This window comes from uncultured Roseibium sp., from assembly GCF_947496995.1.
Taxonomy (GTDB): Bacteria; Pseudomonadota; Alphaproteobacteria; order Rhizobiales; family Stappiaceae; genus Roseibium.
In genome coordinates this window covers 537,604-560,982 of record NZ_CANMFD010000001.1, presented here as the reverse complement: position 1 = coordinate 560,982, position 23,379 = coordinate 537,604, and the positions used below count along the sequence as shown (strand labels likewise).

Below are 23,379 nucleotides of genomic sequence, written 5' to 3'. Positions count from 1 at the left end.
GGAAATGGGGGCGCGCAGCGCCCCCATCGGGATCAGGTCAACTGCCGATCAGTTGCCGGCGGTCTTCGAGAAACGCTCCAGAAGCTTGTTGCCGTCCGCCTCGATCGTGGCGAAAGCATCTTCGACGGAAGCTTCACCGGACAGGATCTTGCCGTACTCACGGTTCATGACGTCACGGATCTGGACGTAGAACCCCATGCGGTAGCCCTTGGTCCATTCGCCGCCCGGCAGGGTGAGCTGCTTGATGCCGACTTCGGCGGCCGGCGTACTTTCGTAGTAGCCGTCTTTCTTGGCCAGCTCATAGGCAGCGTTGGTGATCGGCACGTAGCCGGTTTCCCTGTGCCACATGTACTGGACTTCCGGGGAGGTCAGGTACTGGTAGAACGAGGCAACACACTTGTTTTCCTCGTCCGGCTTGCCGGACATGGCGAACAGGGCCGCGCCGCCGATGAACGTGCCGGTGCCGGCGCCTTCAATGGCATCCCAGTAAGGCAGGTAGGTTGCCGAGAACGGGAATTCGACGGTCTTGGAGATGCCGCCGAAGGACCCCGAAGAGCCGAGCCACATGGCCACCTTGCCTTCGTTGAACGGGGTCTGGTTGTCGCCCCAGCCGGTGCCGTAATACCCGAACAGGCCGTCGTCCAGCCAACCCTTCACCTTGGTGAAGTGGTTCTTGATCGGCTCGCCAAAGACCAGCTTGGTGTCTTTGGAGCCGTCGTAACCGTTGTTGTTGGTCGCGAACTGCAGGTTATGACGGGACTTGAAGTTCTCGGTGAAGATCCACGGCAGGTGAGACTGCGCAAGCGGCACGTAACCGGCTTCCTTCAGCTTCGGAGCGATTGCCTCGAACTCTTCCCAGGTCTTCGGTGCCTCGACACCGGCCTTCTTCAGAGCGTCCTCGTTGGTGTAGAGAATCGGCGTGGAGGAGTTGAACGGCATACCGATCATCTTGCCGTCGCTGTCGGCGTAGAAGTAGCGGACACCGTCGATGTAATCTTCGATGTCGAAGCCGACGCCGGCGTCTTCCAGAATGTCCTGAGCCGGGATGACAGCACCCGTGGCGCCGATGATGGTGGCTGCGCCCGCATCGAAGACCTGCAGGATGTTCGGCTGTTCGCCGGCACGGAAAGCCGCGATACCGGCTGTCAGGGTCTCTTCATACGTACCCTTGAACACCGGAGTGATCTGGCAGACGTCCTGAGACTCATTGTAACCATTGGCGATGTCAACGACGACTTCGCCAAGACGGCCGCCCATGGCGTGCCACCAGGTGATGTCGGTCGCGGCAAAAGAAGCGGAGGAAGTGCCCAAAAGGGCAGCCGCAGCCACGAGGCTGGCGACAGTCTTACGATAAGCCATGTATTTTTGCTCCCATGTATCAGGGCGTCGGGGCCCCTGTCAGCAGTTGGTCTCTTTCACGATGCTGAAATGGCCCGATCAGCATCAGAAACGATAACGCCTGCGTTTCGTATTGTTTTCATATGAACGTTCTATGACGCTCATATGAACATTAAAAGACGCCATGACCGCGTCCGCAAGCAGAAACGGTTTTAAATCTGTAAAACCCGGTTTCCTGTCCGTTCAGACAGCCTGTTTGCGAAGCATCGCGGGTCCGGCCGGCCGTGGGTTTCCCCCGCATTCGCCCGTTTCGGCAAAGCGCGAGAGCCCTTTCAAAAAATTATCCGGCAGAAGGTTAGACGGCTCATATGAAGCTTGAGCGTCATTCACATGAACCGACGGCGACATGTTGCAGAGGCTTGCGAATCCACACGGGGTTTCCTTCCCGCAAGCCTGCTTGACGGCCTGCGGGTCGGGATCACATCCTCGCCGGACGGACTTATTACCTGCCGAAAATCCGGCGTTTGGTGCTGGCGGAGGAATGCAGGATCTTGTTGAAGAGGTAGTGTCTGGCGCGCATTTCAACAAAACGAAACGCGTATTCCAGCTTGCCGGCCAGGCTCCTGCGGGCCCTTGGTCCCGGGGTCAGGTGTCTGACGATGCGGCCTTCGGCGCAAAGCTTTTCGGTCCAGCGGCGCTCCGCGTCCCAGTCGTGGGTCTGCTGCTTGCCCTGATGGGTAAAGCCGAACAGATGGATTTCCGTCTCGGGATAGAGGTCCAGCAGTTCGGCAATGATCGACGCTCCCGATGTCGGGTTGCTCTGATCGAGCGCATCGAATTCCTTCAGATGGGCGCGGGCCCGTGTGACAGGACCGAAGCCGAGGTAGCGCGGTTTGCACTCCCGTTCGAACAGCCAGTCAACCCGGCCGTTCTCCTCGATGTCGTTTACCCAGACCTCCGGAGAGCGGTGCAGGGCCAGCGGGTTGATCCGCTTGCTCATATAGACGCGCGCCCGGTTGAGCATCAGGGCATCGACCCTGTGGCCCGCCGCCCCGCAGGCCGGCGCGCTGTTGAAGCGCAGCACGAAATCCGCGGCGTCGATCAGCGCCGCATCGGCCTGCGAAACAGGTCCGTTGCCGACGATGGAAATCGTTTTGATCGGCCCCAAGTCCGGAATGCCGCCTGTCATCGCATGTTCCCGATTTTCTGTGACAGGCCGTATAGCAATCCGGCTCCCGACCGGCAACGGCTGTTTGCCGGAGGAGAGGCGTCACAGCATTCGGCCAGCGCCGGAACGACCCTTCCCCGTCATTCCGGATCGGCGCTCGGCTCCGCCTCACTGGTCCGGAATAACGGAGTGAAGGCCCGCCGGTTGCATGAAAGCCGGTTCCGCACGCGGCCGGCTTCCGTTAGGTTCAAAAGCCAGACGTTACCGGTGCAGCAGACGATGTCCCTGAAATTCTCCTCCGCCTTTCCGCTGAAGAAAGCCCGCGCCCATGAAGTGTGCGGCGACGGCGCGCTGGCGTTTGCCGCCATCAGCGCGGGGCTTTGCGAAGGTGCCGTCGTGTGGGTGTCGGAGCACCGGCTGCCGGTGGTGAACCCGGAAGGGCTGTTGCCCTATTGCGATCCGGGCCGGCTGCTCGTCACCCGCGCCGACAGTCAGTTGAACGTGCTGGCCAGCACGGAGACGGCGCTGCGCTCGGGGGCAGCGGGGCTGGTGGTCGCCGAACTCGGTGCCGCCATCGGCCTGACGGAAGGCCGGCGCCTGCAACTGGCCGCCGAGGCCGGCGGCACCACGGCATTGCTGGTGATTCCGGAGGGCGCGGGCAGCAATGCGGCGGAAACCCGCTGGCGCTGCACGGGCCTGCCGCCGGATACAAGAGAGTCTTCCGATCCGGCTCAACGTCAAAATTACCCTCCGCAAAACGGTCCCGACTCGACTCGCTGGCGCTGGTCGCTTATAAAGAACAAAATAGGAACATTGTCTGGATGGATTGTAGGTTGGGATGCAGCGGCGCGTCGTGTCATTGTGGTTTCCGAGGCTGGCGGCTGAGCGCTCCTTACGCGCCCGTCCCGTCGACGCGCCCTTTGCGCTGAGCCTTTTCGACCGCAATTCCGAACGCCTTTACGACCTTTGCCCGCGCGCGGAAAGCTTCGGCCTGCAGCGCGGCATGACGCTGGTTCACGCGCGCAGCTTCTGCCCCGGCCTCCTGACGCGGGCCGCCGACCCGGACGCCGACCAGCGCTTCCTGCGCATTCTGGCAAGATGGGCGACACGCTATTGCCCCTGGGTGGGGCTCGACGGCCGGGACGGGCTTTTTCTGGACATCACCGGCTCGACCCATCTTCTGGGCGGCGAGGAGCCGCTTCTGGGTGACATCCGCGCCCGGCTGGCGCGCGCCGGTCTTTCCGCCCGCCTCGGCCTTGCCGGAACGCCGGGGGCTGCCTGGGCGCTGTCACGCTTTTGCGAAGGCATTGCGCCGCCCGGCGAGAACCTGTCGCGCATCGGCTCGCTGCCATTATCGGCCCTGCGCCTTGCCGACCAGACCTGCACCAGCCTGGAGCGGCTCGGCATCGCGACGGTGTCCGACCTTCACAACCTCCCCCGGGCCACCGTTGCCCGGCGCTACGACCCCGATGTGCTGCGCCGTCTCGACCAGGCGCTCGGCGCGGTCGGGGAACAGATCTCCCCCCTGCAGGACGCGCCAGGCTTCGCGGCCCGCCTCACCCTGCCGGACCCCATCGGCCTTCTGGACGATGTGATGGCCGGCGCCCGGCGCCTGATCGGCCATATGTGCACCCAGTTGGACGCGGCGCAGAAGGGCGCACGCATGCTGCGGCTGACCTTCCGCCGGGTGGACCAGGAAAACCGCTCGGTCGAATTGCGCCTTGCCCGGCCGATGCGCGATCCGGTTCGCATCGCCGCACTGTTCGAGCGCGGCGTCGGCGCGGTGGATGCCGGCTACGGCATCGACATGATCCGCCTGGAAGCGGTGGAGATCGAGGCGCTCGGCATGCGCCAGCTTGACCGCGCCCAGAACCGGGAAAAGGACAGTCTCGACGATCTCGTCACCCAGCTCGGCAACCGGCTGGGGCTGGACAACATCCTGCGCTTCCAGCCTGTCGACAGCCATATTCCCGAACGCAGCTTCACGCTCGTGCCCGCCGCCGGCAGCCGCCCCGCCCCGGCTTGGCCGAGCCGCCGCCCCCGCCCCCTCAGGCTGTTTGCACCCGAACCGGTGATCACCTCCGGCGGCGGGAGCCGCCAGGGACTGGAACCGCCGACCCGCTTTCGCTGGCGTGGCAGCTTTCTGACAACCATCGGCGCCGAAGGCCCGGAGCGGATCACCCCGGCCTGGTGGGAAAATGACGCCGGCTGGCGCGGCGGCCTGCGCGATTACTGGCGCGTGGAAACCGGCGAAGGCCGCCGCCTCTGGCTGTTCCACACCCCCCAGGCGCCACGGCCGCAGGGATGGTTCGTGCAAGGGGAGTTCGCCTGATGCCTTGCTCCTTCGCCACTCGCGCATCCTCTCCCCCCTTGAGGGAGAGATGTCTCCGCAGGGGACAGAGGGGGGTATCGGCCTCCCAGCAGACAATCCCTCTTCGAGTACGCCGTACCGCTTCACCCCCCTCTGTCAGCAAAGCTGACATCTCCCCCTCAAGGGGGGAGAGGGGTGTTCGCCGCACGGCCAGACCTTCCTTTGATACCGGCAGACACCGCTGCCGTCTCGGACTTGATCCGGGAGCTCTGATAAATAAGGTATTTCTATCTCCGCACACTGAAATTGAACGAATTTTCAAATAATTATCTTTTTCTGATTATTTTTGGAGGAGGCTGAGTATTTTTGAAGGGGTTGAATTGCCGGTAGTTTGAGCGATTTCAAACGTGATTCCAGAATTTTGAATGTTTTCGCAGTCAACTGAGTATTTTTGCATGAGAGTGATGACCTCTCGAAACCTATGCGGGACGCAAATGACAACTGATAAAAATAAATATGTCGGTCAATCGGCACTAATTGAAAAATACGGACTTCAAGTTCCGTCACCCTCCCTCATGTCAGTTGTCGGTCCGGGCGCCAGAAAAACAACTACAGAAAATGGGGTAACAATTGAGAAGTACACGGCCAGCTACGCTCCGAAAGACACTTTAGCCGGCCACCTGAAATTCTCGCTCCGTTATGAGCCAACAGACCTTGGTGTCTTGTCGGATCTTTTCAAGGTTGCTGACCACCGTGAACTTGAAGACTGGATCCGTTCTGAACCGAATGGAGCATATTCCCGGAGGGCGTGGTTCTTATATGAGTGGCTGACTGACAAAACGCTGGACATTCCAGATCTTGGGGCCGTCACCTATATAAACGCGCTGGACGAGAAATTTCACATTACAGCTACCGACGGACGTCAATCCAGGCGCCACAAGGTTATAGACAACCTCCTGGGGACACGAACCTTTTGTCCGACAGTTCGGCGAACGGAGCAAATTAAAAGCTTTCAGGCCGAGGCGCTGAACAGTGAAGCAAGCGAGCTCGTATCCGGCTGTGATCCCGACATCCTCACCAGGGCGGTAAACTTCCTGTACACAAAGGAAACAAAGTCCACTTTCCAAATAGAAAACGAAGTGGCTTCCGGGATGCGGGCTGAGAGATTTGTGGCCGCCCTCCGAGGTGCCGAGAAGTTCGATCTATCAGACCCGACACGTTTGCTGTCCCTTCAGAACAGCATTGTCGACCCGCGATATGCAGCCACCGGCATCCGGGACTTTCAGAATTTTATCGGCGAGACTGCCGGGGGATATAGAGAGATCGTCCACTTCATATGCCCGAAACCTGAGGATGTGCCGTCATTGCTTTCAGGGTGGGCGGACATGGCCTCTAAACTTCGAGGACATGTGGATCCCGTAGTTTCGGCAGCATTGGTCTCTTTTGGCTTTGTGTTTATCCATCCGTTCGAAGATGGAAATGGAAGAATTCACCGTTTCCTGATGCACAACATCCTCTCGTCGGAGGGGTACACTCCGAAAGATGTTCTCTTCCCAATCAGCGCTGCAATTGTAAGAGACCGTCGCGGCTACGATGCGGCTCTGGAGTCGTTTTCCGCAGCTATACAGCCGTTCATCGAATGGTCCTGGACACCGGAAAAAGAAATATCGGTCAAAAACGACACCTGCGATCTTTACAGATATTTCGACGCAACAACGATCACCGAGTATTTGTACTCGAAAATTAAAGAAACCGTCAGAAAAGACCTTCGAGACGAATTAAGTTTCATTGGTATGTACGATGCCATCTCGCAAGAGATCAAAGAGCGAATTGACATGCCTGACAGAAGGGCATCGCTGTTGGCCCAGCTCCTGATTCAGGGGAAGGGCGCTCTTTCGCAGAAAGCCCTGACAAAATTCTCAGAACTCACAGAACTTGAGATCAAGATCATCCAGAAAGTTGCGACAGATGTTTTGGAAGAGTTCGATTTGCAAAATGACTTCGACACATCTGACAGCATGTACCGCCCTGAATAGCGTTATGCGGGATGCGGGCGGGTCTGCGAGCCGCGGGGATGACCGCCAGCCAGACCCCCTCGCCGCTTGCCCACCCTCTCCCCCCTTGAGGGGGAGATGTCCCCGCAGGGGACAGAGGGGGGTATCGGCTTCCCGGCAGACAATCCCTCTTCGAGTACGCCGCACCGCTTCACCCCCCTCTGTCAGCAAAGCTGACATCTCCCCCTCAAGGGGGGAGAAGGGTGTTCGCCGCGCGGCCAAGCTTCCCTTTGACACCGGCAGTGGCCGCCGCTGTCCCGGACCTAATCCGGGACCTCTTCAGCGTGCCCTCGAGGCAAGGCCCCGGTGCAAGGCCGAGGCGGCGGAGCATATGCAAGGTGCGGGCGGGTCTGCGAGCAGCGGGGATGACCGCCAGCCAGACCCGCTCGCCGCTCGTGCATTCTCTCCCCCCTTGAGGGGGAGATGTCCCCAAAGGGGACAGAGGGGGGGATCGGCCTCCCGACAGACGCAGCCTTTCAGAATGCGCCGCACCGCTTCACCCCCCTCTGTCAGCAGAGCTGACATCTCCCCCTCAAGGGGGGAGAGGGGTGTTCGCCGCGCGTCCAAGCTTCCCTTTGACACCGGCAGTGACCGCCGCCGTCCCGGACTTGATCCGGGACCTCTTCAGCCCACTCCCAAGGCGAGGCCCCGGCTCAAGGCCGGGGCGGCATGGCATATGCGGGGTGCGGGCAGGTCTGCGAGCAGCGGGGATGACCGCCAGCCAAACCCCCTCGCCGCTCGCGCATTCTCTCCCCCCTTGAGGGGGAGATGTCCCCGCAGGGGACAGAGGGGGGTATCGGCCTGCCGGCACACACAGCCTTTCAGAATGCGCCGCGACGCTTCACCCCCCTCTGTCAGCAGAGCTGACATCTCCCCCTCAAGGGGGGAGAGTGGTGTTCGCCGCGCGGCCAGGAAAATAAAACCGGGTGGAGAAAGGCTGCCTTTCGGCACCGCCTCCCGGCCCATGCGGCGGGACGGAGGCCGGCGATGAGTTCCCTGCCCTCCCCCGACACATTCCGCGTCGAGCCGGTGCGCTATGCGGAGCTGTGTGTGACGTCGAACTTCACCTTCCTGACGGGGGCGTCCCATCCGGAGGAACTGGTGACGCGGGCGGCGGCGCTGGGGTTGGAGGCGATTGCGATTACCGACCGCAATTCGCTGGCCGGAGTGGTGCGGGCGTTTTCGGCGCTGAAGGAGATCAAACGCGCGGCGGCGGAAGAGGGCGTGCCCGTGCGCTCGCATGCGCAGACCGATCCGTCCTCCCGTCAGGTCACCACTGCCGCGCCGCCGCTTCCCCTGGCCCTACCCGCGCCACAAGACCCGGCTGGAACCGTCTCCGAAACCGACACCAGCGCTGCCGGTGCAGCCACCTCCGCGACCACGCTCCGCGCGGCCTCGAAATCCGTTCCCCTGAGGCTGCCCAGACTGATCGTCGGCGCCCGGCTGGTGCTGCGCGACAGCCCGGTGGAGTGGGTGGCGCTGCCGAGCGACCGGGCGGCCTATGAACGGCTCAGCCAGTTGCTGACCCTCGGCAAGCGGCGCGCGGAGAAGGGCGACTGCCATCTCGATTTCGCCGATCTTGTGAACGCCGCCGCCGGGCTGATCCTGATCGCGCTGCCGCAGGTGTCCGGTCCCGCGATGGCCCTTTGTGAGACGGCTAAGGATCATATCCGCCGGCTGCGCGAGGCCGTCCCCGGGCATGTGTTTCTGGGCGCCGCGCCGCGCTATGACGGCTCGGACCAGGCATGGTTCCGCGCCTGCGCCCGGGCCGCTCACTCTCTGGCCGCGCCGATGGTCGCCGTCGGCGACGTGCTGATGCACCATGCCGGGCGGCGGCGGCTGGCCGACGTGCTGACCTGCCTGCGCGAGGGCTGCAGCATCGATCAGATCGGCACCCGCGCCCTGCCCAACGGCGAGCGGCGGCTGAAATCGCCGGCCGACATGGCCCGGCTCTACCGCCACCACCCGGCGGCGCTGCGGCGGAGCATCGAGATCGCCACCCGCTGCAGCTTCGACCTGTCGGAGCTTTCCTATGAATATCCGGACGAAGTCACCGGCAGTGAGAGCCCGCAGGAGCGGCTGGAACGGCTGACGCGGGAGGGCCTGGAGCGGCGCTACCCGCAGGGCGTGCCGGCAAGCGCCGAGGCGCTGGCGCAAAAGGAACTGGCGCTGATCCGCAAACTGAAATTCGCCGCCTATTTCCTCACCGTGCACGACATCATCCAGTTCGCCCGCAGCCGGCGCATCCTGTGCCAGGGGCGCGGTTCGGCGGCCAATTCGATCATCTGCTACGCGCTCGGCATCACCGATGTGGGGCCGGAGACGATCACCATGGTCTCCGAGCGCTTCATCTCCGAGCACCGGGGCGAGCCGCCGGACATCGATGTCGATTTCGAGCATGAGCGCCGCGAGGAAGTGATCCAGTATATCTACGAGCGCTACGGCCGCCACCGGGCGGGGCTGTGCGCCACCGTCATCCATTTCCGCTCGCGCGCGGCGACCCGCGAAGTCGGCAAGGTGATGGGGCTGAACGCCGATGTCACCGCCGCCCTCACCGGGCAGATCTGGGGCAGCTCGAACACGGGGCCGGAGGAAACCCGGGTGAAGGAGATCGGCCTCGACCTCACCAATCCGCGTGTCATCCAGACCATCGAGCTGATCCGCGAAATCATCGGCTTTCCGCGTCATCTCAGCCAGCATGTCGGCGGTTTCGTCATCACGCAGGGGCGGCTCGACGCGCTGTGCCCGATCGAGAACGCCGCCATGGAAAACCGCACGGTGATCGAATGGGACAAGGACGACATCGATGCGCTCGGCATTCTCAAGGTCGATGTTCTCAGCCTCGGCATGCTGACCTGCATCCGCAAGTGTTTCGACCTCCTGAAGGACCATCACGACCGCGAGCTGACGCTGGCGAGCGTGCCGCAGCACGACACGCCCACCTATAACATGCTGTGCGTGGCCGATGCGGTCGGCGTCTTTCAGGTGGAAAGCCGGGCGCAGATGAACTTCCTGCCGCGCATGCGCCCACGCGAATTCTACGATCTGGTCATCGAGGTGGCGATCGTGCGGCCCGGGCCGATCCAGGGCGGCATGGTGCACCCCTATATCAACCGCCGTCAGGGCCGCGAGGACGTCGTCTTCCCCTCGAAGGAACTGGAGGAGGTGCTCGGCAAGACGCTCGGCGTGCCGCTGTTCCAGGAACAGGCGATGCAGATCGCCGTGGTCGCCGCCGGATTCACCCCGTCGGAGGCGGATAAGCTGCGCCGCTCCATGGCGACCTTCCGGCGCATGGGCACCATCGGCCAATTGAAGGAAAAATTCATCACCGGCATGCTGGAGCGCGGCTACCAGCTGGAGTTCGCGCAGAACTGCTTCGGCCAGATCGAGGGGTTCGGCGAATACGGCTTTCCGGAAAGCCACGCGGCGGCCTTCGCCATGCTCGCCTATGTCTCGGCCTATCTGAAATGCCACTTCCCGGCGGAGTTCGCCTGCGCGCTGCTCAACTCCCAACCGATGGGTTTTTACGCCCCGGCGCAGATCGTCCGCGACGCGCGCGATCACCAGGTGGAGGTGCGGCCCGTGTGCGTCAACACCAGCTCCTGGGACTGCACGCTGGAGCGGCGCGGCGACGGCGCGCTGGCGCTCAGGCTCGGCTTCCGCCAGATCAAGGGCCTGCGCGAGGAGGACGCCTCCTGGATCGTTGCGGCGCGTGGCAACGGCTATCCGGACCCGGAATCTCTCTGGCTGCGCACCGGCGTCGCGCCGGCGACCCTGGAACGCCTTGCCGAGGCCGATGCTTTCGCCGGCATGGGCCTGAGCCGCCGCGCGGCCCTGTGGCAGGTGAAGACCATCCGCAGCCCGAAACCGCTGCCGCTCTTCAACGATCCGATAGACGGCGAGGCGATCTTCGAGCCGCAGGTCACCCTGCCGGCCATGCATCTGGGCCAGGAGGTGGTGGAGGACTATCTCTCGACACGCCTGACCCTGCGCGCCCACCCGATGGAGTTGCTGCGCCCGCATATCGCGCAGCTGACCCCGCACGACCGGCTGGCCGTGCTCTCTCCGCGCGAGGCGCGCCGCGTCTCCGTCTGCGGGCTGGTGATCACCCGCCAGCGGCCGGGCACTGCGTCAGGCGTGATCTTCCTGACGCTGGAGGACGAGACCGGCGTTTCCAACGTGGTCGTCTGGCCGAAAATCTACGAAAAATACCGCCCCACCGTCCTCGGCGGCCGCCTCGTCAAGGTCACCGGCCGTCTGGAACGCGAGGGCCAGGTCGTGCATCTGATCGCCGACACCATAGAGGACCGCTCCGGCGACCTCTCCCTGCTCGGCCACCCGAACGGCGACGTGCTGGGGCAGACCACAGCCAAGACCGACGACGTCCCCGCCCACATGAAACCACAGCCAGCCCCGAAGCCCCGGGCGATGCATCCGCGGGATCAGGCGAAGAGGCTGTTTCCGAGCAGGGATTTTCATTGAGGGGGAGAAGAATACCATGCGGCTGCCAAAACGACACATGCTCTTAGTTAAATGTCGCGCTCACAAGTGAAACCACCTGCACCAACCGCCAGAAACCTAAAATGTTGGAACACCTTCAATTAGCCCGCCTAGCGCAGCACCCCGTAGTAAATCGCTGGGGCCTCTCGATTTAACCCCCAACAAATTCAAAGCAAATCGAGCACGAGAAGAAGCTACATATAGTCTGTTGTGGGCTGAGTAAGCGGCAAAACTACGCGAATTTGAGGTCTCACTCTCGCCTTCGCTCGGAACGCGGCCCTTATCAACTCCGACAATTACAACTACATCGAACTCAAGCCCACCAACAAAATCTACATGACCAAGCACTAGATGTCCTGACTGCTCAGCTTGTTTCAGCCTGACAAAATCGCCGCGCCTCTCCAAAATTGTTACTGGCTTATTACTACTTTTGGCTAATTCATAAATCTCACTTATTATCTCTTCAGAATGACTTGTTATTAAAACTTTAGACCTATTAGTTTTAGTTTCTGACTGCAACTCGTCAGCTCTCTTAAGCGCCCCAGCAATCATAGCGGCGTCATCAGGAAACTCTATATATTTTACAGGTTTAGACCTTCTCTCCTCCTCTGGTGTAAATATGCTATGAGAACCCAATAAAGTATTGTTAAAATTAGTAAATAGCGTTGCACCTGAAGCTAGCACAGCTTGCGAAAAATCAGTGATCCGTGGAGAACTTCTGAATACTGCGGTGAATGATGTAAGCTCTTGGCTCACGTCAACTTCTGAGCCAAACAGATCCGAGAGAGACGAAATATCATCCCAGCCTCGATCACCAACTGCCTGAGCTTGATCAACTGTAAAAGAGATAGGAAACTTACCAACCTCGCGAGTGAAATGATGAAAAACATGAAGTTCATTCATATTGAATAAGTGCGTTTCATCTACGGCTATAAAGTCATAACCTTCTCGAGATCTACGTCGACGCCAGATCGGCGTATCTAATTGTCCAATTGCCGATATAACAACATCATCAGTGTCGAATTGGCTAGAAGTCTCTAATTGCCTTTGATATCTCTTAAAGATGCTGAATACGAAACCCTTATCCGCATCATTGAAAACCTGAAGACCATACTTAATGGACGGACATTTTCTATAGACGTCAAAGGAATCACCGGCTCGCCCCTTAATTAGAACGCTGATCTCATGCTGAAATAAAACTGAAAGCTCGGAAGATGTAAAAGATTTTATTTGCGAAATAAACTCTTCAGAAAGATACGGACTAAATGAAGGCATATCTTCGTCTAGTGCCTCGGCGATGGCCTGCTCAATATATAATCTTTGCAATATTTTTGAATCATTTGCGTCTCTATCGATGAACTCTGCTTCACTTATCGATTGACTCAAAAATCCCGCGCAAAGAGATGCTAAAGTTTCAACCGACAAAGAAACTTCTGACTTCTTTTTATCTCGGTATTGATACCCTTCGATATCGATTACAGTAAGTGAACTTTCAATTGCTTCTCGAGTGGCTTCACTATGTGTAACGATAAGCGCACGAAAATCTTGATTCTTACTCTCCGCCTGACGCAGTACACGGATAGCTCTCAGCATAAGTGAAAGCGTTTTACCAGTGCCTGCTGGACCTTGCAATCTGTGCGGAGTAGTGGCCTCGGCAAAAATAAACTTACGTTGCTGCTTGGTTAGAAGAGGTAGCCAGTCGTTAAGGGGCATATGTGCTGGCAGAACTGTCGTAGGAGTTGTAGCAAGTTCAGTCGAAATCATCTGGCCTTTATTTTCTGCGCTTGCGATCTCTTCCGCCGCCTCAGAAACATCTTTATAAACACCAGGCAAGCGTTCGAAAACTCTCCGAAAAACTGTCTCTTCCGGTTGCTCCGTCGCAGAGTCCGCCGCTTCATAACCAGATTTATAGACCAACAAGAAGCGTCCATCCATTTCGCGTTTCTTAAGGCGTTGCTTTAGCGGCTCGCGTTCAATCGCTATTCGAAACGGAGCTCTCTCTGTGTAGGGGAGCGGAAAAATCACAGCTTTAGATGTCCCGCTGATTAACTTCTCCGATTTATTGTAAGTTGCCCCTGACCAGTACTTGCTACAAAACCTAAGAAGCTTTTGGAATGACGTAAGCGTCTCCCCCGAACGCAATTGAGTGAATAAGGACGACTGTTCGCAATCTATTACTAAGTATCTCTTTTGCTTCCAATTACCTTTTGTAGTTAGAAATGCTCCTTCTTGATCTTGGTAAAGTATAACTTTTCCTAATTTAGCCAAAAATTGTACCTTTCCGACCAGCGCTTGAATAAGTTTATCACCTTCCTCAAAATCGATAGACTGATATTCGCGTCCCGAAATAAGCTCCGCAACGGCATCGTCGTCGAGGCAAACATACTTCATTTATTCCCTCCCAAGTCTCCGCTCAAGCAGTGACCAATGATACGCTGAATAACTTCATCCTGCGGATCAGCGACCCCTATTCTGCCAAATAAATTGGAGAACAATTGAAGTACATGCTCAATCGTAGGTGAACCAATCAAGCTAACCGGCATAGCGAGTTCACCTTGCGCGATCGATAACCCAGTTGAGTTTTTGGTTTCCGAACACAACTCCTCGTACTTCGTGGACGAAAGTCCTCGCCCAAGCTCTTTCGCCACACTCCGCAGCAAGGTCGTCACCTCTCTTAAAAGGCAAACATAACCGATATTTTCCTCCTCATCGGGCCAAATTTCCTCTAACAGGTAATATCCAAGAACTTGATGTCGACTTAGTCTCTTCACAAGGTCTTCAACGTGCTTCGGTCGCTTATCTTGAAACCAAGAATATAAAATATCAGTATCACCAACACCTGTTATATTTTTGAATTCTTCTACCAAGACTACATGTTCACGAAATTTCTTAGCGGCACTATTTTGATTTTTATTTCCTATTCCGATCGGGAAATGTGTATCCGCGATCGCGGTGAGTGGCACAGATAAGGGGAGCGATGGAGACAGATTAGCTTGACGGAGCATCGACCCTAGTTTGCCGGACTGCTCCTTTAATTCTTGCTCAACTAATATATCTAACCCATCCCTATTTAGCCAATCACGCAGCATAACAATAGGTATGTAGTTTAGTATCGGGTATTTGTCTTGCGCTACATCGCATCTTGCTGTAATTGAAAGACCAAATACTTCACATTTTTCATACCTACACGCAAAAGCGCAATTAAACACCGTTCCTTGGGTTATTTCGCCGTATCTCGGACGGGAAATATGTGGTCGAATTTTTGGCACTTAGACACAACCGTAATGATTTTCGAATTCCCTAAAATAACACGATAAATTGCTATAAATGCAAGTATAAATTAAAATATTTTTCTTGTTCTACTTTGCGGTGCATAAATCTCGCCACCATCTGAAACACCGCCTTTTCTCCGAGTGTTTCTTTGCAGCATATCACTGCTGTCCAGTTTATTTTCCAACCACTGTGCCAAGCTCCTGAGGGAGCGAAAATAAGCCGCGACAACGGCGTCGTTTTCCGTATCTGACCAATCGCCTGAACTCATGCGCGCCAGGGTAGTGCGGTCCGGCGATTGTGTCATGCGGGAATTGCGGCGCTACCTGACCCCACCAAAAAAGCAATATGGCAGTCTCAACCCCCAGAACGGCCGGTCGGGGTTTGCCCGCCAGGCGCGCAGGAGGTCGTTTCGGGCGCTTCAGACCTTTCAGCGATCAAGCCAATGGCTTAAGAAAGAATTCTTCAGCTTTTCCAGCGGGCAGAGAGAAACATGGAACAACGCAAACTGGGCGCCAATGGGCCGGAAATCAGCGCGATCGGCTACGGTGCGATGTCCTTTTCCGACATGTACGGGCCGACGAACGAGACGGAAAGCCACGCCATCCTCGATGCCTGCCGCGACCTTGGGGTCACGCATCTGGACACGGCAAATGTCTATGGCATGGGCAAATCGGAAAGCGCCATCGGGACCTATCTGAAAGCCAATCCGGGCGCGCGGGACGAATTCATCATCGCGACAAAGGCCACGATCACCCGCGATGCGGACGGCAACCGCGGCTATGACAATTCGGCTGAGCACCTTGAAACCGAGCTGGACAAGTCGTTGCAACGGCTCGGCCTGGAGTGTGTGGACCTCTTCTACGCCCACCGCCGCGATCCGCGCTTCACCCCGGAGGAAACGGCGGCCAATCTCGGGCGGCTGGTTGAAAAGGGCAAGGCCCGCGCGATCGGTCTTTCGGAAGTCGCGCCCTCGACCCTGCGGCGCGCCATGAAAGCCTTCCCGATCGCCGCCGTTCAATCGGAATATTCGCTTTCCACGCGGGCGCCTGATCTCGGACTGGTGCAGGCCTGCGCCGAGCTCGGTGTCGCCATGGTGGCCTTCTCGCCCTTGGGCCGCTCGCTGCTGACGGACAACCCGATCCCGCGCGAGCGGATCGCCGATCTGCCGTTCCTCGCCGCAAACCCGCGTTTCACGGAGCCGAACCTGAGCGAAAACCTGCGCATCATGGAAGGCTTCCGCAAGCTCGCGGCAGAGATGGGCACAACGGCGGCAGGGCTGGCGAATGCCTGGCTGCTAAGCCGGGGACCCCATGTGATCCCGATCCCGGGGACGCGCTCGGTGGATCACCTGCGCGAGTGCATCTCGGGCGCAGCCCTCAGCCTCACGGCAGAGGACCTGGAGCGTATCGAGGCCGTGCTGCCGGTCGGCTGGGCCCATGGCGACAGGTATTCGGATGCGCAATGGTCCGGCCCCGAGCGGTATTGCTGACAGCTTCCCGCCGTCAGCTTGCCATGTACTCCGACGGCGGGCGCATGTGGCGCAACGTCGACGCAGCGGTCTGTTGCTGCGGCTACCGGTTCTGTTCCGCCTTCCCATACGAACGGCAAAACAGCTCATCACCGAGCATGGCAAAATGCGCCGCGACAACGGCGGCGTTTTCCTTATCTGACCAATCGTCTGACCTCATGCGCGCCGGGGTGGTCCGACGTTTCAGTTGCGGCATGCGTGAAATCGCCTCCAGGGAGAGATGTGAGCGGCACTAAAGTTAGCTGCTTTCCGCACCCCCCATTGGTTAATAAGTGCTTTAATGCTATTCTGGATTGCGTTTCGCGCAGTCGACGCGAGCCAGGATCGTGCATGTGTCAAAGGCTCATTTATTTCGGGAGCGGACAATGTTCAATCGACTCTTGATTTCATGTTTCTTTCTCGTCGCTTCCACCACCCTCTCCCTTGGAGCGGAGTTGCGGGAGGGATTCGATCGGGGGCGGCTCAACAAGTTCGTCTGGATCACCTGCCAGGCGGATTACCCGCGACTGGTCACCTTTGATGAGGACGTGACTAGCACGACGACAACCCGATATCTGACTGTCTCGATCGACGAGAATCGCGGAAATGTGGACACATGCGCCAACCGCGAGATCTACAAGAAACAGATTTCCGAACTCGGTTTGACGCCGGGACTTCTCGAGCCGTTCACGTTTGACGACGACGTCGCGGATCTCGGTCCCAGCATGATCGCACCGGACATCCAGAACCTAGAAAGCCGCTGTGAAGACGGCGACAGTGACAAGGTGCAACGCAACGAGTTGCGCCTGCTCCAGAAGAAACATGTCCACGACGTGACGGACCCGCACTGGTACACACTCCGCTTCCGAACGAGAGGCGCTCCCCCACCCTGCGGATCGAGCCGTTGGGTCATGGCGCAATGGAAATACCAGGCAGCTTCAGGCTGGCCGCACGAATTCAGCCAGAATCCGTTCCTCGCTCAAAGATTCGACAATGGTGTCTTTCACATCACCGTCCAGAACGACCGGTGCCGCTGCATGGTGGCCATGACGGACGGCGACCCCGACCGGATATCCGACGAACAGTCTCTGCGAGCGGCACCCGAGGGGGACGTGCGACAAGCGCTTAAAAAATCGCGACCGCTGAAATGCACCCGCAGTGGCAAGATCTGCACCCCGGAGGATTTCACCGTCTGGACAGTCGACGGCGGTGCCCCGCCACTACTGCCGGACCCGCAGAAAGGGTGGGTGACCATGTCCTACCGGATCAAGGCTCTTGGCGAGGAACAGGGAGAGATCGATATCTACGCAAACGGTCGTTTCATAGTGCGTGTAAGCGGTCATGTGGGCTATGGCGACTTGACCAATAGCCGGATGAAATTCAAGTTCGGCGCCTATCGGGACCGGATACCCGGCACACACCACATGGATGTGGACGGAATCTGCATTTCCGGAAAGATCGACAATTGCGACAGGACGGTCACTCCGGTTGTACAGAGCGACTGATAGGAGGCACGCGCCCTATTCGCTCCCTGCCGTCTCGCTTCCAAGCACGCCTCGCCCCTTGACAGTCAAGCCATAAACGCCCCGGTCGACGCGTTCGAACCAGCCGTAGTGATCGTCGGCCATCATGCGGGTGGCGCGGGTGACGCCGGTGGCCTTGGCAACGTCAGCCCCGCGGCTGGGGCCGTTGGTGTGAAGATGTTCGGCGCAGCGGATCGCGTCCTGGCGGTAGGCGGTGACCAGCGTTACCCGGGTCGAGCCGCCGGTGTTGGGATCGCCGACGCGGCGGGAGAACTCGCGCAGCAGGCGGGCCTTGCGGGGTTTGGACTTGCGCGGCGCATAGGGCGCCGGGTCGAGGGGGACTTCAACGTGCCCGTCGGCAAGGCGGACCACGATCACGCCGAGGCCCAGCCGCCGGGCGAGCTTGAGGTTGTTCTTGAGGCTTGCCAGAAACCGCTTGCCCTGCCCCCGCGCGACCGCGACATAGACCGCATCGGTGATCGACTGACGGTCGACGGCCTGGTGAAACAGGCTCAGGGTGAAGCCGGTCTTCAGCTCGACAATCACCGGATCCGCGCCGTCGCGGCAGGCGACAATGTCGGCGGCGCCGACCTCGGCCTTGACCTCGTAGCCCTGCCCCTCGAGGAAGGTCTTGACCGGCAGGTAGAGTTCGGTTTCCAGAATGCGCGTCATGCCGGGAGTTTAGGCAGGACAAAAAACCTCGACAATCGGCAAACAGCCGCCGCCGGAAACGGTCCACGGTTTCCGGGACGCCGGGAAGGATCTGTCCCCCTTATGTTGGAAAGGGAGAGGCTGTTACGGCGCGTGCCAACAGCCAATCCACGCCCTTTTCTGGGGGCCGGAAGCCGTCAGAGGCTGATTTTCACGCAAGCGTGAGCGCGCTTTATCGTCTCCGCGCGGACCTCACCTCGGAAATCGCCACAAAGGCGCTATAATTTCCTGTCGGAGCACAGAGCGTTTCGAGGACCCGGGCCTGCACAGGCCGGCGGGGCCGTTCGCCCGAATGGAGAGATCTTGATGACAACCGACTTCCTCACCCGCCGCAAACTGCTTGCCACCGGTGGTGTTGTCTGCGGTGCCGCACTGGTGACGGCAGCCTCCGGACTTGTGGTGCCTGCGCAGGCGGCGGGGCTGGCGCCGACGCGGTCGATGCGCGGCGGGGCCAACAATTATCTGCCCGGTGCGCCCATCGTGGAGCGGATCGGCAGCGGCGGGTTCCGGATGACCGGCACTGTGCGGCGCGCGGGCGACGGCACGCCGCTGGCCGGGCAGCGCATCCAGATCTGGGCACATACCACCGAAGGGCACGAGCGCGACAAACGCAGCCACGGGGCGACGCTGACGGACGCCAACGGCGTCTTTTACATGGACATGCCGCAGATCGTTCCGGCCTTCGGCCAGCCGCATGCACATCTTGCCTATGACAGCGGCGACTTCGAAACCGTCTTCCTGCGCCCGGTGATGTCGAGCGCGAAGGACACCGGCCTTGAAGCCCATTTCGTCCTGCAGCCTGCCTGAGCGGGGAATGCCGACGGCCACGCGCCGGGCCCGTGCCGTCCTGATCTGGGCCGTGCTTGCAGCAGCGCTGCTCGTGCCTTTGGCTGCAGCGGTTGCAAGCCCGCTGCTGCAATGGCGCCAGCCGGTTTATATCGCCGCCGGCTTTGCCGGGATTATCGCGATGGGTCTGTTGCTGCTTCAGCCCCTTCTGGCGGGCGGCGCCCTGCCGGGTCTTGCCGGCGTGCGCGGGCGGCGTATCCACCGCTGGACCGGCGGCCTGCTGGTGGCGGTGGTGATCGCCCATGTCGGCGGCCTCTGGATCACCAGCCCGCCGGACGTGATCGACGCCCTCCTGTTCCGCTCTCCGACGCCGTTCTCCGTCTGGGGCGTCATCGCCATGTGGGCGGTGTTCGCCGCTGCAGTCCTCGCCATTTTCCGCCGCCGCCTGCGCCTGCGCCTCTGGCGGCGCGCTCATACGGCTCTGGCGGTGGTCATCGTCACCGGCAGCGTGGTCCATGCGCTGCTGATCGAGGGCACGATGGAGACGCTGTCGAAGGTCGGCCTGTGCGCGCTGGTCGTGGCGGCGACCGTGAAAGTGGTGGCGGATCTCAAGGCCTGGGCACGCGGACCGCGGCGGGAGACGTGACGGCCGCTCACCGCCGGTCTTCTTCAGAACGACGATTTCATTGCATTGCTGCCCGCCGCTGGACCTGCGGCACATATGGATCCGACCACTCGGCAACGGTGTCGTGTGCTGTGACGACCGGCACATGTACGCGCGGAACGAGGCCCGCATACTCCATCTGAAGATGAAGTCGAGCGCGGCGCTACGTGAGGATGAGGGTGCGTCGCGGATCCAGAACATCCGGATTTCGAAAGGCGAGCAACGTGGCAAACGACGCAACGACGCGGCAAAAGGCGAAGGACCTCGGAGCGCCCGAAGCGGAAACGCTGATTGCCACGGTTCCCAAACTGGCGCGCCTGCTTTCCCGGGAACAGGTGGCGCAGGTGCAAAGGGTGCTCGACGCGGCCGTTCTCAATCCGCTTTACGAAGAGGCTTACAGAAACGCGATGAAGGCGGCGGTGATTTCGCGCGCCGGGAACCTCGTGTTGCGCGACCGGACGAAGGAACGCAAGGCGCGCAGGATACTCGACAAGCGGGTGCGCGTATCGAAAAGCGACGGCTGCATCCGGGTCGATCACAACAAGATGCTGACGGCGGATGCGCTTGTCCCGCGCAGCAACAATCCGGATGAGGCCGACTATCTTGCCTGCGTCCGGCAGATCCTCGATTCCAAGGGGGTCTGGCTGCGGCTGCGCCAGCCCTGGAACGCGCAGGGGCGCAATCCGACGGAATGGGAATTCTGGTTCTCCCTCGGTTACGACGGCGACACCATCAAGACCGATGATGCGCTCATCGACCGGGAGGAATTGCTCGACACGACGATGCTCGGCGCAGGCTACTACAGGTCCGTTCTGACGGGACATGTCCAGACGAAGCTCAAGCGCGCGTTCGAGCGGTTCGACGCCCAGTACGACAACGGCTGGTCCATGCACATGCAACTGATGATGGACCGTCACAGTGCGGCGCCGGGTGTCGTGAAGGTGGCGGACTGGCTGGGCGGAGCGGATTTTCCCGCCACCTGGATCTGGAACCGTCCGCACGCGCTGAGAATGAAGGCCTGGGAGGCAAATGCCGGCGGCGACGTGAACACAGCGCAGGTTTACCTGCTGGCCGCAGCGCATGGCGTTGAATACAACGCGCAACTTCTTGCAGATTATGTCAGCGGCACGATCGGCGGAGCCGGAACGGCCATCAAGATCCTGAAGGTGGCCAGGGCCAGCGGCCAGGTGGCCGAAGGCGTCCTGCTGGTTGCCGGGGTTGGAGCCGGCATCAAGGCCCTGCGCGTGGCCGGCGGCAAGGCGATAAGCCAGGAAGCCAGGTACGAAGCTGCCGGGCAGCTTGCCAGCAACTACGCCAGGAAGGAAGGTATTTCCGAGGCCGAGCTCAAGATGGTCCGCTATGTTCCACAGCCGAGGGGAACCGTGCTCGGCAATATCAAGGGCGGGCACCGCGCGGGTCATGGCACAGGCTCTCAAAGCTGGCCGTGACCGCATCCTCCTGTCAGGAGATCACCTGAAAAGTTTGGGGCCGCAACCTAGTACCAGAACCCCTCCCGCCGCCAGATCGTGAAATGGCCGCGGACCGGCGGGGCCGGGGTGCCGCCGAGGATGGTGAACTCCCGGCCGCCGTGCAGGCCCTTGCCGCCGGTCTCCTTCAGGGTGACATATTCGTTGCATTGCGGGCCGCCGCTGGAACTCTGGCACATGTCGATCTGGGCGCTCTTGTTATCGATCAGTTTCCAGACCCAGTCGACCAGCGCCACATGGCCGTTCCAGACCATGAAGTCGAGCGGCTTGACCTCCTTGATGTCGTCGATGTTGATCTTGGCGACATTCTTCGGATAGTTCTTCGGTACCACGCCGTGATATTTGTCCCATTCGCCGGTATGGATCAGGAAATTGGCGACGAAGCCGATGCAGTCCATGCCGAAGAAACGGTCCTGGACCATCGCCTGCAGCGCGGCGCGATCGGACATCTTGTCGAAATAGATCCGCTTGATCTTGCCTGTTTCCTTGACGTCCTTGGAGCCGTCCTTCTTGGCGCGGTCGCAGACCTCGACCTTGTATTTGTCGAGCAGATCCTTGTTCTTCAGCATGAAGTCCCAGATCTTGACGAAGGTCTTGTCGTTGCCCTGACCCTTGAGCGCCAGGTCGATGGCATTGCCGCCGACAAGCTGCTGCAGGTTCATGCCGTCCGCATCCTTGATCCATCGGAATTGCTTGAAAAAACTGGTTGCGCTGTCGTTGCCGCCATTGCTGCGGGTCTTGCACAGATACTGGTTCAGCTTGACGGGCCCGGCACTGGTCTGCAGGCCCGGGTTGATGAGACGGTCGACGTATTCATAAGGCAGGAAAAAGGACTCGGCCACATTCGTTCTCCTTCAATCGGCCCCTAAACGGGCCTGTCGGATGGCATGGTGCCCGGCGACTGTCGCTCAGCAACCGGCGACCCAAAATGCGACGTGCATGGGGAGCCTGTCTGTTTTGCAGATCACAGAATGCTGATTTTTGGCCGCGCGGGATTGCGGAGCTGCGGGACCTGTTCAGGCGGGGCCATATCTTCGGCCGTCCCCCCTTCCCGGCGTCTTCCCGCCTCCCTTGCCTGGTGTCCTGAGAACCCGCTAGAATTTTTTCGGAATTGGAGCGTCCGGGCCGTCATAGACAAACATCAGCCCGTCGGCGCGGCCCTTGGCGTCGGTGATTATCGCGGGGGAGACTTTCCGGCTTCTGAAGGCCGCGCTCAGCACTTCCGTCTCCGTGAGCGAGAGAGCCGCCATCAGGTGCAAGACAGTTCGCTTGCCGGTGTCCTTGCCCGACGCCATTTCCATTTTCAGGTGTTTTTCCAGAGCGCGTGTCTGACGATGTTGCTGGTAGAGGAACCGCCCGTAAGCGGTCGTCGCCACAACGGCGGTCAGGATCGCCGCCCAGTTCGCCACAGCGCCGAGAATCTCGTTGTACGTCATGCTGCACCCCCCTCCTAGAGACCACGTGGCATCAATGCGGACGCCAGCATAAGGCGTATATGAGAGCAGCGCACGCGTGTGTGCAGATCCCCTCGGGAGGATCTGGCATGGAACGATCTGCGTCCCGCGCCGTTCACTTTCATGAAGCAACCCGTGAAGGAGGACCTCATGTCCACGACCCCTGATACGACGACCCCCGACCTGACGACCGCGAGCAAGAAGGCCCGCACCGAGGCGAAGGAAGAAGCCGACAAGATCCTGCGCACCGCGGAAAAGACCAACACGGGCGGACAGCTCGGCGGCACGTTCTTCGGTCAGGAACCGGACAACGGCATGGCCCCGGCGAAAAAGAGCGCGGCAAACGACAGCTGATCTCTCGGACACGCGCCGGGCGTCTTCCTGCGCCCGCGCGTCTCCCGTTCATCTTTCCAGTCTTTCGGCCTGATGTTCCGGGCGGGGCTTTTGTCGAATTCGTGACTGATCGGGTGCGGCATCTCTCTGGCGTTAAGACGCCGTTTACCATAATGATGTTTTTTTCAATTTCAGGTCGCGTATTCGATTTATCCCTTATCCGGCCCGCGAGGCTGCCCTTCTTGCGCCAGAGACCGCTCCTGAACCCGG

17 protein-coding genes are annotated in these 23,379 nt (G+C 59.8%); 10 read left to right on the top strand and 7 right to left on the bottom strand.

Going from position 1 to position 23,379, the window contains the following annotated elements; genetic code table 11:
- Window positions 1-48: 48 nt before the first annotated feature.
- Together Q1B40_RS02490 and Q1B40_RS02485 are read right to left on the bottom strand one after the other, a co-directional pair.
- Window positions 49-1,359, bottom strand: coding sequence for an extracellular solute-binding protein (locus Q1B40_RS02490; RefSeq protein WP_299809496.1), 1,311 nt, complete (start codon window positions 1,357-1,359; stop codon window positions 49-51).
- A gap of 481 nt (window positions 1,360-1,840) precedes the next feature.
- Complete coding sequence (locus tag Q1B40_RS02485) at window positions 1,841-2,527, bottom strand: hypothetical protein (protein WP_299809493.1); 687 nt, start codon at window positions 2,525-2,527, stop codon at window positions 1,841-1,843.
- Window positions 2,528-2,785: 258 nt separating this feature from the next.
- On the opposite strand from Q1B40_RS02485, the gene Q1B40_RS02480 reads away from it, so the two are divergent.
- The 4 genes from Q1B40_RS02480 to Q1B40_RS02465 all read left to right on the top strand — a co-directional run bounded on the left by Q1B40_RS02480 (window position 2,786) and on the right by Q1B40_RS02465 (window position 11,353).
- Window positions 2,786-3,391, top strand: a complete 606-nt coding sequence (locus Q1B40_RS02480) for a hypothetical protein (RefSeq protein ID WP_299809490.1) — start codon at window positions 2,786-2,788, stop codon at window positions 3,389-3,391.
- Window positions 3,360-4,838, top strand: coding sequence for a DNA polymerase Y family protein (locus Q1B40_RS02475; RefSeq protein ID WP_299809487.1), 1,479 nt, complete (start codon window positions 3,360-3,362; stop codon window positions 4,836-4,838). Before Q1B40_RS02480 ends, Q1B40_RS02475 begins: the two co-directional genes overlap by 32 nt.
- A gap of 473 nt (window positions 4,839-5,311) precedes the next feature.
- Window positions 5,312-6,853 (top strand): Fic family protein, encoded by a 1,542-nt coding sequence (locus Q1B40_RS02470; RefSeq protein WP_299809484.1) that lies wholly within the window; start codon window positions 5,312-5,314, stop codon window positions 6,851-6,853.
- A gap of 1,005 nt (window positions 6,854-7,858) precedes the next feature.
- Window positions 7,859-11,353, top strand: coding sequence for an error-prone DNA polymerase (locus tag Q1B40_RS02465; protein WP_299809481.1), 3,495 nt, complete (start codon window positions 7,859-7,861; stop codon window positions 11,351-11,353).
- 96 nt (window positions 11,354-11,449) lie between these two features.
- Here the strand turns inward: Q1B40_RS02465 and Q1B40_RS02460 are convergent, their stop codons facing one another.
- Together Q1B40_RS02460 and Q1B40_RS02455 are read right to left on the bottom strand one after the other, a co-directional pair.
- Complete coding sequence (locus Q1B40_RS02460) at window positions 11,450-13,762, bottom strand: UvrD-helicase domain-containing protein (RefSeq protein WP_299809478.1); 2,313 nt, start codon at window positions 13,760-13,762, stop codon at window positions 11,450-11,452.
- Entirely contained in the window at window positions 13,759-14,640 is an 882-nt protein-coding gene (locus Q1B40_RS02455; protein WP_299809475.1) for a hypothetical protein, read from the bottom strand. The genes Q1B40_RS02460 and Q1B40_RS02455 overlap by 4 nt, the downstream gene beginning before the upstream one ends.
- Before the next feature lie 494 nt (window positions 14,641-15,134).
- Here Q1B40_RS02455 and Q1B40_RS02450 point away from each other — a divergent pair, with 494 nt between their 5' ends.
- Window positions 15,135-16,133 (top strand): aldo/keto reductase, encoded by a 999-nt coding sequence (locus Q1B40_RS02450; RefSeq protein WP_299809472.1) that lies wholly within the window; start codon window positions 15,135-15,137, stop codon window positions 16,131-16,133.
- 404 nt (window positions 16,134-16,537) lie between these two features.
- A complete protein-coding gene (locus Q1B40_RS02445; protein ID WP_299809469.1) occupies window positions 16,538-17,656 on the top strand; it encodes a heparin lyase I family protein in 1,119 nt (372 codons plus the stop codon).
- Window positions 17,657-17,671: 15 nt separating this feature from the next.
- On the opposite strand, the gene Q1B40_RS02440 is transcribed toward Q1B40_RS02445, so the two are convergent.
- Window positions 17,672-18,346: a DUF2161 domain-containing phosphodiesterase gene (locus Q1B40_RS02440; protein ID WP_299809466.1), complete on the bottom strand. Its 675-nt coding sequence runs from the start codon at window positions 18,344-18,346 to the stop codon at window positions 17,672-17,674.
- Window positions 18,347-18,691: 345 nt separating this feature from the next.
- Between Q1B40_RS02440 and Q1B40_RS02435 the strand changes: the two genes are divergently transcribed.
- From Q1B40_RS02435 to Q1B40_RS02425, 3 genes are all read left to right on the top strand, one after another.
- Window positions 18,692-19,192: a twin-arginine translocation pathway signal gene (locus Q1B40_RS02435; protein ID WP_299809463.1), complete on the top strand. Its 501-nt coding sequence runs from the start codon at window positions 18,692-18,694 to the stop codon at window positions 19,190-19,192.
- A gap of 7 nt (window positions 19,193-19,199) precedes the next feature.
- A complete protein-coding gene (locus tag Q1B40_RS02430; protein ID WP_299809461.1) occupies window positions 19,200-19,817 on the top strand; it encodes a ferric reductase-like transmembrane domain-containing protein in 618 nt (205 codons plus the stop codon).
- Window positions 19,818-20,059: 242 nt separating this feature from the next.
- Window positions 20,060-21,283 carry a hypothetical protein gene (locus Q1B40_RS02425; RefSeq protein ID WP_299809459.1) on the top strand — a complete coding sequence of 408 codons (1,224 nt, stop codon included), beginning with the start codon at window positions 20,060-20,062 and terminating at the stop codon, window positions 21,281-21,283.
- Between the two features lie 47 nt (window positions 21,284-21,330).
- Here Q1B40_RS02425 and Q1B40_RS02420 read toward each other — a convergent pair whose 3' ends face one another.
- Together Q1B40_RS02420 and Q1B40_RS02415 are read right to left on the bottom strand one after the other, a co-directional pair.
- On the bottom strand, window positions 21,331-22,164 hold the full coding sequence (locus Q1B40_RS02420; protein WP_299809456.1) for a hypothetical protein: 834 nt from the start codon (window positions 22,162-22,164) through the stop codon (window positions 21,331-21,333).
- A gap of 252 nt (window positions 22,165-22,416) precedes the next feature.
- Entirely contained in the window at window positions 22,417-22,758 is a 342-nt protein-coding gene (locus Q1B40_RS02415) for a hypothetical protein (RefSeq protein ID WP_299809453.1), read from the bottom strand.
- Window positions 22,759-22,926: 168 nt separating this feature from the next.
- Between Q1B40_RS02415 and Q1B40_RS02410 the strand changes: the two genes are divergently transcribed.
- Window positions 22,927-23,130 (top strand): hypothetical protein, encoded by a 204-nt coding sequence (locus tag Q1B40_RS02410; protein ID WP_299809450.1) that lies wholly within the window; start codon window positions 22,927-22,929, stop codon window positions 23,128-23,130.
- Window positions 23,131-23,379 lie beyond the last annotated feature (249 nt).

What these genes read in the sequence shown, in the direction of transcription:
- Q1B40_RS02490 (WP_299809496.1), bottom strand. Translation starts at nt 1,359, where the DNA reads ATGGCTTATCGTAAGACTGTCGCCAGCCTCGTGGCTGCGGCTGCCCTT.
- Q1B40_RS02485 (WP_299809493.1), bottom strand. Translation starts at nt 2,527, where the DNA reads ATGACAGGCGGCATTCCGGACTTGGGGCCGATCAAAACGATTTCCATC.
- Q1B40_RS02480 (WP_299809490.1), top strand. Translation starts at nt 2,786, where the DNA reads ATGTCCCTGAAATTCTCCTCCGCCTTTCCGCTGAAGAAAGCCCGCGCC.
- Q1B40_RS02470 (WP_299809484.1), top strand. Translation starts at nt 5,312, where the DNA reads ATGACAACTGATAAAAATAAATATGTCGGTCAATCGGCACTAATTGAA.
- Q1B40_RS02465 (WP_299809481.1), top strand. Translation starts at nt 7,859, where the DNA reads ATGAGTTCCCTGCCCTCCCCCGACACATTCCGCGTCGAGCCGGTGCGC.
- Q1B40_RS02460 (WP_299809478.1), bottom strand. Translation starts at nt 13,762, where the DNA reads ATGAAGTATGTTTGCCTCGACGACGATGCCGTTGCGGAGCTTATTTCG.
- Q1B40_RS02450 (WP_299809472.1), top strand. Translation starts at nt 15,135, where the DNA reads ATGGAACAACGCAAACTGGGCGCCAATGGGCCGGAAATCAGCGCGATC.
- Q1B40_RS02445 (WP_299809469.1), top strand. Translation starts at nt 16,538, where the DNA reads ATGTTCAATCGACTCTTGATTTCATGTTTCTTTCTCGTCGCTTCCACC.
- Q1B40_RS02440 (WP_299809466.1), bottom strand. Translation starts at nt 18,346, where the DNA reads ATGACGCGCATTCTGGAAACCGAACTCTACCTGCCGGTCAAGACCTTC.
- Q1B40_RS02435 (WP_299809463.1), top strand. Translation starts at nt 18,692, where the DNA reads ATGACAACCGACTTCCTCACCCGCCGCAAACTGCTTGCCACCGGTGGT.
- Q1B40_RS02430 (WP_299809461.1), top strand. Translation starts at nt 19,200, where the DNA reads ATGCCGACGGCCACGCGCCGGGCCCGTGCCGTCCTGATCTGGGCCGTG.
- Q1B40_RS02415 (WP_299809453.1), bottom strand. Translation starts at nt 22,758, where the DNA reads ATGACGTACAACGAGATTCTCGGCGCTGTGGCGAACTGGGCGGCGATC.
- Q1B40_RS02410 (WP_299809450.1), top strand. Translation starts at nt 22,927, where the DNA reads ATGTCCACGACCCCTGATACGACGACCCCCGACCTGACGACCGCGAGC.